General features: G+C 62.6%; 14 protein-coding genes. 5 read left to right on the forward strand and 9 right to left on the reverse strand.

Features of this window, described 5'->3' with window-relative positions:
* Positions 1 to 23: 23 nt before the first annotated feature.
* Both BN1119_RS18485 and mutT read left to right on the forward strand, forming a co-directional pair.
* Positions 24 to 1208, forward strand: coding sequence for a tetratricopeptide repeat protein (locus tag BN1119_RS18485; RefSeq protein ID WP_042001703.1), 1185 nt, complete (start codon positions 24 to 26; stop codon positions 1206 to 1208).
* A gap of 8 nt (positions 1209 to 1216) precedes the next feature.
* On the forward strand, positions 1217 to 1624 hold the full coding sequence (gene mutT / locus BN1119_RS18490) for an 8-oxo-dGTP diphosphatase MutT (protein ID WP_042001705.1): 408 nt from the start codon (positions 1217 to 1219) through the stop codon (positions 1622 to 1624).
* A gap of 42 nt (positions 1625 to 1666) precedes the next feature.
* Here mutT and yacG read toward each other — a convergent pair whose 3' ends face one another.
* From yacG to BN1119_RS18535, 9 genes are all read right to left on the reverse strand, one after another.
* Positions 1667 to 1861 (reverse strand): DNA gyrase inhibitor YacG, encoded by a 195-nt coding sequence (gene yacG, locus BN1119_RS18495; protein WP_042001707.1) that lies wholly within the window; start codon positions 1859 to 1861, stop codon positions 1667 to 1669.
* A gap of 60 nt (positions 1862 to 1921) precedes the next feature.
* Positions 1922 to 2644, reverse strand: a complete 723-nt coding sequence (gene zapD / locus BN1119_RS18500) for a cell division protein ZapD (protein ID WP_042001709.1) — start codon at positions 2642 to 2644, stop codon at positions 1922 to 1924.
* Between the two features lie 37 nt (positions 2645 to 2681).
* Positions 2682 to 3296 (reverse strand): dephospho-CoA kinase, encoded by a 615-nt coding sequence (gene coaE, locus BN1119_RS18505; protein WP_042001711.1) that lies wholly within the window; start codon positions 3294 to 3296, stop codon positions 2682 to 2684.
* A gap of 62 nt (positions 3297 to 3358) precedes the next feature.
* Positions 3359 to 4222, reverse strand: a complete 864-nt coding sequence (locus tag BN1119_RS18510) for a prepilin peptidase (RefSeq protein ID WP_042001714.1) — start codon at positions 4220 to 4222, stop codon at positions 3359 to 3361.
* Between the two features lie 80 nt (positions 4223 to 4302).
* Positions 4303 to 5544, reverse strand: a complete 1242-nt coding sequence (locus tag BN1119_RS18515; RefSeq protein ID WP_042001718.1) for a type II secretion system F family protein — start codon at positions 5542 to 5544, stop codon at positions 4303 to 4305.
* 45 nt (positions 5545 to 5589) lie between these two features.
* Positions 5590 to 7296 carry a PilB family type IVa pilus assembly ATPase TapB gene (gene tapB / locus BN1119_RS18520; RefSeq protein ID WP_042001721.1) on the reverse strand — a complete coding sequence of 569 codons (1707 nt, stop codon included), beginning with the start codon at positions 7294 to 7296 and terminating at the stop codon, positions 5590 to 5592.
* Positions 7297 to 7299: 3 nt separating this feature from the next.
* Positions 7300 to 7728, reverse strand: a complete 429-nt coding sequence (locus BN1119_RS18525) for a pilin (protein WP_042001725.1) — start codon at positions 7726 to 7728, stop codon at positions 7300 to 7302.
* 396 nt (positions 7729 to 8124) lie between these two features.
* On the reverse strand, positions 8125 to 8994 hold the full coding sequence (nadC, locus tag BN1119_RS18530) for a carboxylating nicotinate-nucleotide diphosphorylase (protein ID WP_042001727.1): 870 nt from the start codon (positions 8992 to 8994) through the stop codon (positions 8125 to 8127).
* A 4-nt stretch (positions 8995 to 8998) separates the two neighbouring features.
* Complete coding sequence (locus tag BN1119_RS18535; RefSeq protein WP_042002270.1) at positions 8999 to 9460, reverse strand: retropepsin-like aspartic protease family protein; 462 nt, start codon at positions 9458 to 9460, stop codon at positions 8999 to 9001.
* Between the two features lie 114 nt (positions 9461 to 9574).
* On the opposite strand from BN1119_RS18535, the gene ampD reads away from it, so the two are divergent.
* The 3 genes from ampD to aceE all read left to right on the forward strand — a co-directional run bounded on the left by ampD (position 9575) and on the right by aceE (position 13916).
* Entirely contained in the window at positions 9575 to 10147 is a 573-nt protein-coding gene (ampD, locus tag BN1119_RS18540; RefSeq protein ID WP_042001730.1) for a 1,6-anhydro-N-acetylmuramyl-L-alanine amidase AmpD, read from the forward strand.
* A gap of 276 nt (positions 10148 to 10423) precedes the next feature.
* Complete coding sequence (gene pdhR, locus BN1119_RS18545; RefSeq protein ID WP_042001733.1) at positions 10424 to 11188, forward strand: pyruvate dehydrogenase complex transcriptional repressor PdhR; 765 nt, start codon at positions 10424 to 10426, stop codon at positions 11186 to 11188.
* Positions 11189 to 11255: 67 nt separating this feature from the next.
* Complete coding sequence (gene aceE, locus BN1119_RS18550) at positions 11256 to 13916, forward strand: pyruvate dehydrogenase (acetyl-transferring), homodimeric type (protein ID WP_042001736.1); 2661 nt, start codon at positions 11256 to 11258, stop codon at positions 13914 to 13916.
* Positions 13917 to 14001 lie beyond the last annotated feature (85 nt).

Consider the following 14001-nt stretch of genomic DNA (forward strand, 5'->3'; position numbering starts at 1 on the left):
GTCATCAAGGAGGAGGGCTGAGGATGAGCAAGCTGCCGACGGGATGGGACGGGGAGGCGCAGGACGACTGGTTGCGGGGCCATCGTCAGGAGGCGATCCAGCGGGTGCTGGCACGGCTGAACGGGGAACCGCTCAAGCCGGTGCCCCTGCAACTGCAGTTTGCCTATTACCTCTTCCTGTCCGGGGATCCGGCCTCGGCCGCCCAGGTGCTGACCCTGGCCCATCAGGCCGCCCCCGACAACGACGAGGTGCTGCGCAACCTGTGCGTCTGCCTGTCGCGCTCGGGTCAGCACGAGAGGGCGGTGGCGCACCTGACCGAGCTGGCGGCGCGGGATCCGGCAGACGCCCTGGTCCAGGACGGGCTCTGCACCTCCCTCGCCAGGCTCGGACGTCACGGCGAGGCGGTGCGGGCCGGGACCCGGGCACTGTGCCTCAAGGACGAGGCGGCCGGACACGCCGTCGCGGGCTGGGCACTGCCGGCAGAGGGGCCGGATGCCTGGCTGGCCGGGCAGGGGGACAAACCCTTCGTCATCGCCTTCTCCCTGTGGGGGGCAAACCCCCGCTACCTGAGAGGGGCCCTCGACAACGTGCTGGCCGCCCCTTACCTCTACCCCGGCTGGCGGCTGCGCTTCTATGTGGATGAGAGCGTGCCGGCGGAGCTGCTGGCCTGCCTGCAGGAGCAGGGCGCCGAAATCCGGATGCAGCCCCATGGCCAGTCCCTGCGCCAGCGTCTGTGCTGGCGTTTTCAGGTGGCCAATGATCCCGGGGTTGGCCGCTTCCTGGTGCGGGATGTGGACTCGGTGCCGGGTGTGCGCGAGCGGGTCGCCGTCGATGGCTGGCTTGCATCGGGGCGCTGGTTTCATATCATGCGTGACTGGTGGAGCCACACCGATCTGGTGCTGGCGGGCATGTGGGGCGGGGTGGCCGGGGTATTGCCGCCCCTGGCGCCCCTGCTAGAGGCCTATCGGCCCGGCGTCATGGAGACGCCCAATATCGACCAGTGGTTCTTGCGGGACTGTCTGTGGCGCTATCTGCGCCAGAGCAGCCTGGTCCAGGATCGCTGCTTCAGCCCCCCTGGGGCCCAGCCATGGCCACTGCCCGCCCCGGAAGGGAGCGAGCATGTGGGTCAGGATATGTTCACGGCGCAGGGGGAACGCCAGGCCCGGCGCCTGGCCCCCTGGATCGCCAGGTTGTCGTGCTTAGGTTGAGGATTGAGATGGAACAGAAGAAGCGGATATGGGTAGCGGTCGGCGTCATCGAGAACGAACGGGGTGACATCTTCATCGCAAAGCGCTCTTCGGATCGCCATCAGGGGGATCGCTGGGAGTTCCCGGGGGGTAAGGTGGAAGCGGGAGAGGATCTGCTGGCGGCCCTGGACAGGGAGCTGTGGGAGGAGATCGGCATCCGGGTCGAGGATTGCGCCCCCTTCATGGAGCTCCATCACGACTACCCGGAGAAGCAGGTACTGCTGGATATCTGGAAGGTGACCCGTTTTCGCGGCGAACCGTTTGGCAAGGAGGGCCAGGAGTGCCGCTGGGTACCGCTGGCGGAGCTGGCCGAGTATCAGTTTCCCGATGCCAACGGCCCCATAGTCGCGCGGCTGCAGGGTGCGGCGAGAGGGTAAAACAAGAAAGGGCCATGGGCCCTTTTTTGTTGTCGGCAACGCTTAGCGCCACTCCTCGCCGGCATCCGGATCCGGCAGCAGATCCGGGTTGATCTCCCCCGGGATCCGCTTCTCTTCATCGGCCCACTCACCGAGGTCGATCAGCTGGCAGCGTTTGCTGCAGAAGGGACGAAACGGGCTCTGGGGCCCCCATTCCACTTGGGTTTGACAGGTTGGGCAGTTGACCTTGGTGACCATGGGCTCCTCGGCGGACAAAAGATGAAGGGGGCGGGCGGGAGCCGGGCTCCCGTCCGCAGTTTAGCAGCAGGCGAGCTGGAAGGAGACATCGCCGATGGGCTGATCCTGGGTCGGCAGGAAGCGCAGGGCGAAGCGATTCTTGTGGCCGCTCAGGGTCGGGTAGCACCCCATGGCGTGGGGCAGGCGGATGCGGATCAGCTCCGCATTCTCTGCCGTGTCCTGGAAGAAACCATTGCTGGCCACCCGGTCGCTGAAGCTGGCCGCCTCGCGCCACAGCCGCAGCAGGAGGCCGATGGCGCTCATCAGCAGCTGGATGTCGCACAGCCACTGTTCCATCTGCTGATGGCGCAGGGAGGGCGGCGTGGTCAGCCAGTGGTGCAGCTGGGGGACATCGAAGGCGCAGAGGCCGCCCGGGATGGAGAAGCGCTGGCGAATGGAGCTGAGCAACTTGTCCTCTTTCAGGCGGGAGCCGGGGCGTGCTGCCCCCAGCAGCTGGCGTGAAAGCTGGCTGCTCTCCTGCTGCATCTGCCGGATCTGTTCCAGGTCGACACCGGGCAGCTCAGCCCAGTGGCCGAGCCGCTGGCTCAACCGCTCGAGATCCTTGATGAGATCCGAGCGCAGGTCTCCCCGCTCGAGCAGTTCCTGCAGATCGAACAACCCCTTGAAGAAGGCGATATGAGACCAGGGGTGTTCGCCGGTCAGATTGTCGTGGATCTGGTTGAACAGGGCTTCCAGACGTAGATAGGTCCGGCTTTTTTCGTTGAGAGGGAAATCGTAAATCATGCCTAATCCTGGCCAGCCATAAACCGGCCTAGTGTACTCACACTTGCCTGGCTTGTTGAGAGGCAAATGCCAGATATGTCTGGTGCAGGGCCAAAATTCGCTCCCGCAGCACCTCGGGGGCGCCATCCCGGTTCTCTATGATGTCGTCGGCGGCGGCCAGGCGTGCCATTCGACTCGCCTGGGCGGCGACGATGGCCTTGGCCTGCTCGCGACTGACCCCGTCGCGTCGGCAGGTGCGGGTGATCTGGGTCTCTTCATCCACGTCGACCACCAGGATCCGGTCGGCCATGGCGGTGAGCCGGTTCTCGACCAGCAGGGGCACGACCAGCAGGCAGTAGGGGGAGCGTGCCGCCGCGCACTGGCGCTGCATCTCCTGGCGAATGAGGGGGTGGAGCAGGGCATTGAGCCAGCCCTTGGCGTCGGGCTCGCTGAAGACCCGCTCGCGCAGCCTGCGCCTGTCCAGGCGGCCCTCCTCGTCGAGCACCCCGGCTCCGAAGTGCTGGCGGATGGCCGCCAGGGCCGGCATGCCGGGCTCGACGACCTCGCGGGCGATCACATCGGCATCGATGATCTCTATGCCCAGCTCGGCAAACTGGTTGGCGACCGTGGTCTTGCCACTGCCTATCCCGCCCGTGATGGCGACTACATACATGGGTTGGCGTGTCCTGTCGAAGTGTGATGCTGGTTTGTCTGGCATTGTGCCCCAGGAAAGGGTCAGAGCACCATGCGCAGATACCAGGCGCCGATCTCGTTGCCCCAGAGCATCGTCACCCAGCCGGCGAGGGCGAGATAGGGGCCGAAGGGGATGGGATTGCCGTGCTGATGGCGGCGCAGGGCGATGAGGCCGAGTCCGACCAGGGCGCCGATCAGGGAAGAGAGCAGCAGAATGAGCGGCAAGGCCTGCCAGCCTAGCCAGGCCCCCAGGGCGGCCAGCAGCTTGAAGTCCCCGTAGCCCATTCCCTCCTTGCCGGTCAGCAGCTTGAAGGCCCAATAGAGGCTCCACAGCACCAGATAACCGGCCATGGCGCCGATCACCGCATCGGCCAGGGGCACCCGTTGCCAGAGCAGATTGACCAGCAGACCGGCCCATACCAGGGGCAGGGTGAGGGGATCTGGCAGCAGCATCTTGTCCAGGTCGATGAAGGTCAGGGCGACGAGCACCCAGGTCAGCAGCAGGTAGGCCAGCAGCACGGGCTCGGCGGGCAGGCGGCTGGCCACCACCACGGAGAGCAGGGCGGTCAGCAGCTCCACCAGGGGATAGCGCGCCGAGATGGGCGCAGCGCAGGCGCGGCAACGCCCCCTGAGCCAGAGCCAGCTTAGCAGCGGGATGTTCTCCAGGGCGCCGATGGCATGGCCGCAATGGGGGCAGCAGGAGCGGGGCACCATCAGGTTGTAGGGGGCCTGGGGCGGCGCAGCCTTCTCAGGCTCGAAGTAGCCCTGATACTCGGCCCGCCAGTCTCGCTCCAGCATGATGGGCAGGCGGTGGATCACCACATTGAGGAAGCTGCCTATGGTCAGGGAGAACAGAAACACCAGGGCAAGGTAGAGCCAGGGCAGGGCAGTTGCCAGTTCAGTCATGGATTGTATCGAGTCTCTAGTCAGGGGGAGCGAGTATATCATGGCAATCCGGCCGACGAGGGAGGCTCGTCGGTCGGGGGTCAGTGTATGACGGAACCCAGCTTGAAGATGGGCAGGTACATGGCGACCACCATGCCACCCACCAGCACCCCCAGCACCACCATGATGATGGGCTCGAGCAGGCTGGTGAGGCCGTCCACCAGGTCGTCCACCTCCTGCTCGAAGATGGTGGCTACCTTGGAGAGCATGTCGTCGATGGCGCCGGACTCCTCCCCTATCATCACCATCTGGATCACCATGTCGGGGAAGAGATCCACGGTGCGCATGGCGACGTTGATCTGCATGCCGGCCATCACCTCGTTGCGAATGGCCAGAATGGCGGTGCGATAGACATAGTTGCCCGAGGCACCTGCCGCCGAGACCAGGGCATCGACCAGGGGGATGCCGGCGCTGAAGGTGGTGGAGAGGGTGCGGGCGAAGCGGGCCATGGCGGCCTTGTGCAGTATCATGCCGACCACCGGGATGGTGAGGATGAACTTGTCGGTGTTGTCACGCACCTTCTGATAGCGGCGCCAGGCTCGCACATAGAGGAAGATGGCGAGGGCGATGCCCCCGAATATGACATACCACCAATCCTGCATGAAGCGTGAAATGCCGATGACGAACTGGGTAAAGATGGGCAGCTCGGCGCCGAAGCTCTTGAAGATGTCCTCGAACTGGGGAATGACGAACAGCAGCAGGATGGAGGTGACGACGATGGCCACCAGGATCACCATGGCGGGGTAGAACATGGCCTTCTTGATCTTCGACTTGAGCGCTTCGGCCTTTTCCCGGTAGGTGGCGATGCGATCATAGATGGTCTCGAGCGCCCCGGATTGTTCCCCCGCCTCCACCAGATCGCAGTAGAGGTCGTCGAAGTGCCTGGGGTGCTGGCGCAGGGCCTCCGACATGGGGGTGCCGGTCTCGACGTCGCTGGCTATCTGGCCCATGAGATCGCGCATGCTCGATTTTTCATGACTGCGGGCGATGATTTGCAGGCTCTGCACCAGGGGCACACCGGCACTGAGCATGGTGGCGAGCTGACGGCTCACCACGGCGATGTCCATGGGCTTGATGCTGGCACCGCCCCTGGAGAAGAGGCCGTTGCTCTTCTTGTTGATCCGCGAGACGCTGACTCCCTGCTTGCGCAGCTCGGCCTTGACCATGTTGACGTGTTCGGCCTGGAGTTCTCCCGAGATCTCCTTGCCTTTGCGGTTGACCCCTTTCCAGCGGAAGGTGTGTACCTTGGCGGGGACGTTGCGCTTCTTCGATAGGGTCGCCATCCTTGCATCCTTGCAATGGGGCCGCCAGGCGGGCGGCGTGATGGGTTAGTGGGTGGTGATCCGGTTGATCTCGCTCAGGCTGGTCACGCCGAGGCGAGCTTTCTCCAGGCCCGACAGTCGCAGGGTGTGCATCCCCTCCTCCTGGGCGATGGCGGCGATCTGCAGCGAATTCGCCCCCTGCATGATGAGCTTGGCAATGTTTTCCGACATCAGCAGGATTTCATAGATGCCGACCCGCCCCTTGTAGCCCCCGGTACACTCCTTGCAGCCCTTGGGCTTGAACAGCCGGATCCCGGCGGCGACCTGCCGGGAGCTGAACCCCAGCGTAAACAGCTCGGCTTCCGGAATGACCTCGGGCTCCTTGCAGTGATCGCACAGCTTGCGGGCAAGGCGCTGGGCCATGATGAGGGTCACCGAGGAGGCGATGTTGAACGCGGGCACCCCCATGTTCATCATCCGGGTCAGGGTCTCGGCCGCCGAGTTGGTGTGCAGGGTGGAGAGCACCAGGTGGCCGGTCTGGGCCGCCTTAATGGCGATCTCGGCGGTTTCCAGATCCCGTATCTCCCCCACCATGACGATGTCCGGATCCTGGCGCAGGAAGGAGCGCAATGCGCTGGCGAAGGTGAGCCCCGCCTTGGGGTTGACCTGCACCTGATTGACCCCGGGCAGGTTGATCTCCACCGGGTCTTCCGCGGTGGAGATGTTGACCTCCTGGGTGTTGAGGATGTTGAGGCCGGTATAGAGGGAGACCGTCTTGCCGGACCCCGTGGGACCGGTCACCAGTATCATGCCCTGGGGCTTGGCAAGGGCGGTCAGGTATTGCTGCTTCTGGGCCTCATCGAAGCCGAGCTGGTCGATGTTGAGGCGCGCCGCCGAGGAGTCGAGCAGGCGGATGACCACCTTTTCGCCCCACATGGTGGGCAGGGTGTTGACCCGCATGTCCATGGAGCGGTTGCGCGACAGCTTGAGCTTGATGCGGCCATCCTGGGGCAGGCGCCGCTCGGCGATATCGAGTCTGGCCATCACCTTGAGGCGGGCGGCGAAGCGGCTGGCCAGGTTGACCGGCGGGGTGGCGGCCTCGTGCAGTATGCCGTCGATGCGAAAGCGGATGCGGTACTTGAACTCATAGGGCTCGAAGTGCAGATCCGATGCCCCCTGCCGGATGGCATCCATCAGTATCTTGTTGATGTATTTGACGATGGGGGCATCGTCGTCGGCGGTATTGACGTGCTCGTCGAGGCGGCTGGCCTCGTCGGCCACCTCGAGGGCCGAGATCTCGGCCTCGTCGATGTCATCCATGCCCAGGGCATCGTGCTCGCTCTCCAGCAGCTTGGCGATGGCCTGGCTCAACTTGTCCTCTTCGACCAGCAGGGCCTCGGTGTGCAGGCCGAAGCTGAAGCCGAAATCCTCCAGCGCCGCCACATTGGTGGGGTCGGACATGGCGATGTAGAGGGTATGGCCCTGGGTGTAGATGGGCAGCACATGATGCTTTTCGATCAGCTTCTGGTTGAGGTACTTCTGCGGGATCTCGGCCAGATCGAAGGCGGCAAGATCCAGCAGAGGTACCCCATATTCCAGCTCGCAGAACTCGGCCAGCGTCTTGCTGGCGAGGATCTGGTTCTCGATAAGGTAGGTGACCAGGGGTTTGCGCTGGGCGCGGGCCTGGCTCAGGTAGTGGTGTGAGTCGGACTCACTGATCAGGGAGGAAGCGGCCAGGCTCAGGGCCAGGCCGCTATGGGGGCTAGAGGTCATGGATTAGCATTTGCCATCGGTTCTGCAAGAGCCTGAAATAGCCCAAAGTACTTGCCCCCCAGCTGCAAGCGATCCCGAAGTTGCTAGCTGATAGGTGGAGCTGTCTAAATCTGCTGTGGCTAAACCAGTAATAGTGATACCTGTTCCTGAGGTGGCGACCCCTGCACTTTGGAAGTTCTGAGTGGTGGCTGATGCGCCAGACAAAGCCGCATTACCTGCCGCAGTACAATCAGCCAAGAGAGATGTACCAGTGTAACCTTGCACACAGACCTCGACGGCCGTTTTTGCTGGGCCAACCGCAGCGATCACCTCCGAAAATTTGGCGCGCTTGGTATAACTCTGATACGCCGGCAGGGCGATGGCGGCGAGAATGGCGACGATGGCCACGACTATCATCAGTTCGATCAGGGTAAAGCCGGTTTGCTTTCTCATCTTCAATGTCCTTATTTCAAATGGGTCCTGATAACGCTGGCGGTGACCTCACCGCTGTTGGCAGCTTAGTCAAGGCATCGTACTTGGCAACAGCGTCATGCAGATTAGTTGACGTGTCTCAAAATAGTGATGCAAATGGATAAAAATCAGGAGGTTAGCAGTCTCCTTTGGTTCCCTGTCATGCAGTCGGCCTGTCAGCTTGCTCCTTTTGCCTTGGGTGGGTCTTGCCTAAAGAAAAGGCGCCAATGGCGTCTTTTGCAAGTCAGGATCCAGCAGGGATGCGCTTTTCTCTGGTGTGCGCCTAACGAGGTGATGCTGTGGGGATTGGCGTGTCTTTGACGGCGGGAGCAAGGAGGGGGCTTCCCCCTGTCAGTGGGGGAAGCGGGGGGCTGGGGGTCAGATAAAGCGCATGGAGAGATCCAGCGCCCGGACATGCTTGGTCAGGGCGCCGACCGAGATGTAGTCCACCCCGGTGGCGGCGAACTCGGCCAGGGTGGCCAGGGTCACGTTGCCGGAAACCTCCAGCCTGGCCCGGCGCTCGCCGCGTCCGGCATTCAAGGCCACCGCCTCGCCCATCATGGGCACATCGAAGTTGTCCAGCATGATGATGTCGGCGCCGGCATCGAGGGCCTGGCCCAGCTCGGCCAGGGACTCGACTTCGACCTCGACCGGTTTGCCCGGGTTGAGACGACGGGCCTCGTCCACCGCTTCCACTATGCCGCCACAGGCCAGGATGTGGTTCTCCTTGATGAGGTAGGCGTCATACAGGCCGATGCGATGGTTCTTGCCGCCGCCGCAGGTGACCGCGTATTTCTGGGCATCCCGCAGACCGGGCAGGGTCTTGCGGGTGTCGAGCAGGCGGCACTGGGTGCCGGCCAGCTCGGCCACGTAGCGGGCCGTGATGGTAGCGACGCCGCTGAGAGTCTGCACGAAGTTCAGGGCATTGCGCTCGCCGGTCAGCAGCACCCGGGCCGGGCCGTGGAGGCGAAACAGTTCCTGATCGGGGCAGAGCAGGTCTCCATCTTGCACCTTCCACTCCACCTTCACCTCGCCGCCGAGCTGGGCGAACACTTCATCCACCCAGGCCTTGCCGCAGAAAACCCCGGCTTCCCGGGTGATGACGCGGGCGCTGGCCTGGCGATCCGCCGGGATCAGCTGGGCCGTGATGTCGGCGCTGGCATCCGGTTGGTTCTGGGCGGTCAGCGCGCCCCCCAAATCTTCGAGTAACGCGGCGCGCACGGCGCGACTGATGTCCTGTTGTAACATGCCTTTATTCCTGCAAGGGTCGGAGAAGCAACTGCCTATCTCTTTGGGTCAGCTCCAGCCGGCCGAGGGCATTCATCCCGACCAGGATCTCATCGCCGGTGGCGGCTGGGTTGATGTAGACGGCCAGATCGTACAAGGTCAGCGGACCCATCGCCAGGGTTTCTATCCGGCCATTGCCGACCAGGATGGCGCCGGCGGCGGTATTGACCTGGCTCTGGCCCGTGGCCCGGATCCCCAGTCGCGCCGCCACCTGCGCCGGGATGGTGACACGAGTGGCCCCCGTGTCCAGCAGCAGTTGCACCGGTTGGCCGTTGATGGCACCCTCCAGACGATAGTGGCCGCTGGCATCCATCGGCAGCCGCAGCTCGCCGCTGGCGGTGACACCGGGTTGCGATCTGTCATGAAAATAGAGGGTCAGCAGCCCCATCAGGGAGAGCCAGGCCAGCAGCCAGAACCAGCGCGCCATTGCGGGGGCGGCCATCAGGCGCTCCCCTCTGGCCGGGGCGTCGTGAGTCTGGGGCTGGCTGAGCCGCTTCGAGGGACGGTAACGGGCACATCAATACCATGAGCAAGAGAGACCATGACCCAGCCTAACACACTATTTTCCATTGATTCAGAGGGTTGGTGCGAGCAGGCCCGCAAGGTGCCGTCGCCCCATCACAACGAGCGGGCCAGGCCGGAAGACGTCTCCCTGCTGGTGGTCCATGGCATCAGCCTGCCGCCGGGCCAGTTTGGCGGTCCCTTTATCGACGATCTGTTTCTTGGCCGACTGGACCCGGGCGCCCACCCTTACTTTGCCGACATCCATCAGTTGCGGGTCTCGGCCCACTGCCTGATCCGCCGCGATGGGGAGCTGGTGCAATATGTCTCCTTCCTGGCCCGGGCATGGCACGCTGGCGTCTCTTGCTGGGAGGGGAGAGAGGCCTGTAACGATTACTCCATCGGCATCGAGCTGGAGGGGACGGACGAGCTGCCCTACAGCGATGCCCAGTATGAGGTGCTGACCCGTCTCACCAGTGCCATCCAGGCCCGCTTTCCCGCCGTGCTGGCCGATCGGGTGGTGGGTCATTGTGACATAGCGCCGGGGCGCAAGACGGATCCGGGCGCGAGTTTTGACTGGCGGCGATATCGCCAGAGGCTCAACAAAAATTGAGTTGGTTAAAATCTATTTTGTGTTTTTAAGATCAATGGCTTGTCGCACCGACAAGCCATTTTTTCTGGCTGTTGCCGGAATGTTGTCTGTGATCTGGCTCATGAATATTGGTCAGACCATTTTCTATGAGTGAGATCATATTTTCTTCTTGTTACCCACAAATGGGTGGTTTACTTTCTTGATACAGATCAGATTTTGGGTGGACATTTCCCAGCCCCTCTGCTAATTTTCGCTCCATTCATAAAATTGGTAATACCAATTTAACAAAGCTGCCCCATGCCCTATCGTCGAATTACCCAACCCAAATTGGCCGACGCCATCGTCGCCGAGCTGGAACACATGATCCTGGAGGGCAGCCTGCAGCCTGGCCAGAAGTTGCCGCCCGAGCGGGAACTCGCCATCCAGTTTCAGGTGTCACGTCCCTCCCTGCGGGAGGCTATCCAGCGTCTGGAGGCTCGCGGGTTGTTGTATCGTCGTCAGGGCGGTGGCACCTATGTGCAAAATGGGTTGAGCCAGGGGATCGCCGATCCCCTGTTCGAGCTGCTCAGCACCCATCCGGAAGCCCAGTATGACCTGCTGGAGTTTCGCCACGCCCTGGAAGGCATCTGTGCCTACTATGCTGCGTTGCGGGGAACCGAGGCAGACTTCGAGCGCATCCGCGCCGCCCAGGCGGCGATCGAGGCGGCGGGTCAGCAGGGGTCCCTTGCGAGTGAGTCGAGCGCCGTTACCCAGTTCTATCTGGCGGTGGCCGAGGCCTCCCACAATGTGGTGCTGCTGCACCTGCTGCGGGCCATGGGCCCCATGCTCGAGCAGAACATTTTGCGAAATAACGAGATTTTGAATCGCCGTCCGGGAGTGGTCGCCAAGATCCGTCGCCATCGTGCGTCGCTGATCGAGGCTATCCTGTCGGGGGCTCCGGAGCGGGCCAGGACAGCTTGTCATGAGCACCTGGCCTTTATCGAGGACACCTTGTTGGATATGCAGAGGGAAGACAGCCGGATCCAGCGATCCATGCGTCGGATCCGTCAGCAGGAAAACTAATCCCACAAGGCTTTATTGTCGAATTTTGCGCAACTTACATCCCGTGCAATAACAATAGGAACCAGCCATGTCTGATATCCTGAAGAACGATGTGGACCCGATAGAAACGCTGGAGTGGCTTGCCTCTCTGGAATCCTTGCTGCGTGAAGAGGGTCCGCAACGCGCTCAGTTCATCCTTGAACAACTGGCCGAGAAAGCCCGCGTCAGCGGTGTGGAAGTGGCTGAGAAAGCGAATCGCGACTACATCAACACCATCCCCGCCAGCGACGAACCGGCCTACCCGGGCGACCTGGAGATGGAGCGTCGCATTCGCGCCATCATCCGTTGGAATGCCGTGATGATAGTGCTGCGCGCCTCCAAGAAAGACCTGGACCTGGGCGGTCACATGTCTTCCTTCGCCTCCTCCGCGACCATCTACGAAGTCTGCTACAACCACTTCTTCCGTGCTCGCAACGAGAAGGACGGTGGCGACCTGGTCTACTTCCAGGGTCACATCTCCCCGGGCATCTACGCCCGTGCCTTCGTCGAGGGTCGTCTGACCGAAGAGCAGCTGGACAACTTCCGTCAGGAAGTGGACGGCAAGGGTATCCCCTCCTATCCGCACCCGAAACTGATGCCGGAATTCTGGCAGTTCCCGACCGTCTCCATGGGTCTGGGCCCCATCGCCGCCATCTATCAGGCGCGCTTCCTGAAGTACCTGACCGACCGTGGTATCAAGGATTGTGCCGAGCAGACCGTCTACGCCTTCCTGGGCGATGGCGAGATGGACGAGCCGGAAGCCAAGGGCGCCCTGACCGTTGCCGTGCGTGAAAAGCTCGACAACCTGGTGTTCGTGGTCAACTGCAACCTGCAGCGTCTGGACGGCCCTGTGGTCGGCAACGGCAAGGTCATCAACGAGCTGGAAGGCCTGTTCGCCGGCGCCGGCTGGGACGTGACCAAGGTCATCTGGGGTCGCAAGTGGGATGAGCTGCTCAAGAAAGACACCTCCGGCAAGCTGATCCAGCTGATGAACGAGACCGTGGACGGTGACTACCAGACCATGAAGTCCCGCGACGGTGCCTACGTCCGCGAGCACTTCTTCAACCGTTACCCGGAAACCGCCGCCCTGGTCAAGGACATGTCCGACGAGGAGATCTTCGCCCTGAACCGCGGTGGTCACGATCCTCGCAAACTGTTTGCCGCCTTCTCCAAGGCCGCAGCGACCAAGGGCAAGCCGACCGTGATCCTGGCCAAGACCATCAAGGGTTATGGCATGGGTGAAGCGGCCGAAGGCAAGAACATCGCTCACCAGGTCAAGAAGATGGATCTGGGCTCAGTGCGTTACCTGCGTGATCGCTTCAACCTGCCGGTCACCGACGAGCAGCTGGCCGATCTGCCGTACCTGAAGATCGAGGAAGGCTCTGCCGAGCACAAGTACCTGCACGACCGTCGCACTGCCCTGAAAGGCTATGTGCCGACCCGTCTGCGCGAGAGCACCACCAAGCTGGAAATCCCGGCCCTGGATGCCTTCGGTCCGCTGCTGGGCGAACAGGCGCGCGAGATCTCCACCACCATGGCGTTCGTGCGTTCCCTGAACGTGATGCTCAAAGACAAGTCCATCGGCAAGCGCATCGTGCCGATCCTGGCTGACGAAGCCCGTACCTTCGGTATGGAAGGCCTGTTCCGTCAGATTGGCATCTACAGCCCGCACGGTCAGCAGTACACCCCGCAAGACCGCGACATCGTCTCCTACTACAAGGAAGACAAGCAGGGTCAGGTTCTGCAAGACGGCATCAACGAGCTGGGCGCCATGTCCTCCTGGCTGGCTGCTGCGACCTCTTACAGCACCAACGACTGCCCGATGATCCCGTTCTACATCTACTACTCCATGTTCGGCTTCCAGCGGATCGGCGACATGGCGTGGGCAGCCGGTGACCAGCAAGCCCGTGGCTTCCTGCTGGGCGCGACCTCCGGTCGTACTACCCTCAACGGCGAAGGTCTGCAGCACGAAGATGGTCACAGCCACATCCTGGCCAACACCATCCCGAACTGCATCTCCTATGACCCGTCCTACGCCTATGAAGTGGCGGTGATCGTACAGGACGGCCTGCGCCGCATGTACGGCGAGAACCCGGAGAACGTGTTCTACTACATCACCACCCTCAACGAGAACTACGCCATGCCGGCCATGCCGGAAGGCGCCGAGGAAGGCATCCGCAAGGGTATCTACAAGCTGGAAACCGTGGCCGGTACCAAGGCCAAGGTACAGCTGCTGGGTTGTGGCTCCATCCTGGGTCATGTGCGCACCGCCGCCCAGATCCTGGCCAGCGAGTACGGCGTGGGTTCCGACGTGTTCAGCGTCACCTCCTTCAACGAACTGGCCCGTGACGGTCAGGACGCGGATCGCTGGAACATGCTGCACCCGACCGCCGAAGCGCGTGTGCCCTACATCGCTCAGGTACTGGGCACCGACGCCACCATCGCCGCGACCGACTACATGAAGTCCTTCGCCGATCAGGTTCGCGCCTTCGTACCGACCGAGAACTACCGCGTACTGGGTACCGACGGTTACGGCCGCTCCGACAGCCGTGCCAACCTGCGTCGTCACTTCGAAGTGAACGAGTTCTACGTGGTGGTTGCTGCCCTGACCGAACTGGCCAAGCGCGGCGAGATTGACAAGCAGGTGGTGGCCGATGCCATCGCCAAGTACGGCATCGATGCCGACAAGGTCAACCCGCTGTACGCCTAAGAGGATTGAGCGCCCTGTCCGGCCATGTGCCGGGCAGGGCCTCACCCTGCTTGGCGTGACCAACGTATAAGAGGATGAAGCCGCT

Source organism: Aeromonas bivalvium (genome assembly GCF_000819765.1).
GTDB lineage: Bacteria > Pseudomonadota > Gammaproteobacteria > Enterobacterales > Aeromonadaceae > Aeromonas > Aeromonas bivalvium.

Bases quoted from the DNA above. Each gene is read 5' to 3' on its own strand.
- BN1119_RS18510 (WP_042001714.1), bottom strand. From the start codon at position 4,222: ATGACTGAACTGGCAACTGCCCTGCCCTGGCTCTACCTTGCCCTGGTG.
- yacG (WP_042001707.1), bottom strand. From the start codon at position 1,861: ATGGTCACCAAGGTCAACTGCCCAACCTGTCAAACCCAAGTGGAATGG.
- nadC (WP_042001727.1), bottom strand. From the start codon at position 8,994: ATGTTACAACAGGACATCAGTCGCGCCGTGCGCGCCGCGTTACTCGAA.
- BN1119_RS18485 (WP_042001703.1), top strand. From the start codon at position 24: ATGAGCAAGCTGCCGACGGGATGGGACGGGGAGGCGCAGGACGACTGG.
- mutT (WP_042001705.1), top strand. From the start codon at position 1,217: ATGGAACAGAAGAAGCGGATATGGGTAGCGGTCGGCGTCATCGAGAAC.
- BN1119_RS18515 (WP_042001718.1), bottom strand. From the start codon at position 5,544: ATGGCGACCCTATCGAAGAAGCGCAACGTCCCCGCCAAGGTACACACC.
- ampD (WP_042001730.1), top strand. From the start codon at position 9,575: ATGACCCAGCCTAACACACTATTTTCCATTGATTCAGAGGGTTGGTGC.
- BN1119_RS18525 (WP_042001725.1), bottom strand. From the start codon at position 7,728: ATGAGAAAGCAAACCGGCTTTACCCTGATCGAACTGATGATAGTCGTG.
- tapB (WP_042001721.1), bottom strand. From the start codon at position 7,296: ATGACCTCTAGCCCCCATAGCGGCCTGGCCCTGAGCCTGGCCGCTTCC.
- coaE (WP_042001711.1), bottom strand. From the start codon at position 3,296: ATGTATGTAGTCGCCATCACGGGCGGGATAGGCAGTGGCAAGACCACG.
- pdhR (WP_042001733.1), top strand. From the start codon at position 10,424: ATGCCCTATCGTCGAATTACCCAACCCAAATTGGCCGACGCCATCGTC.
- zapD (WP_042001709.1), bottom strand. From the start codon at position 2,644: ATGATTTACGATTTCCCTCTCAACGAAAAAAGCCGGACCTATCTACGT.
- BN1119_RS18535 (WP_042002270.1), bottom strand. From the start codon at position 9,460: ATGGCGCGCTGGTTCTGGCTGCTGGCCTGGCTCTCCCTGATGGGGCTG.
- aceE (WP_042001736.1), top strand. From the start codon at position 11,256: ATGTCTGATATCCTGAAGAACGATGTGGACCCGATAGAAACGCTGGAG.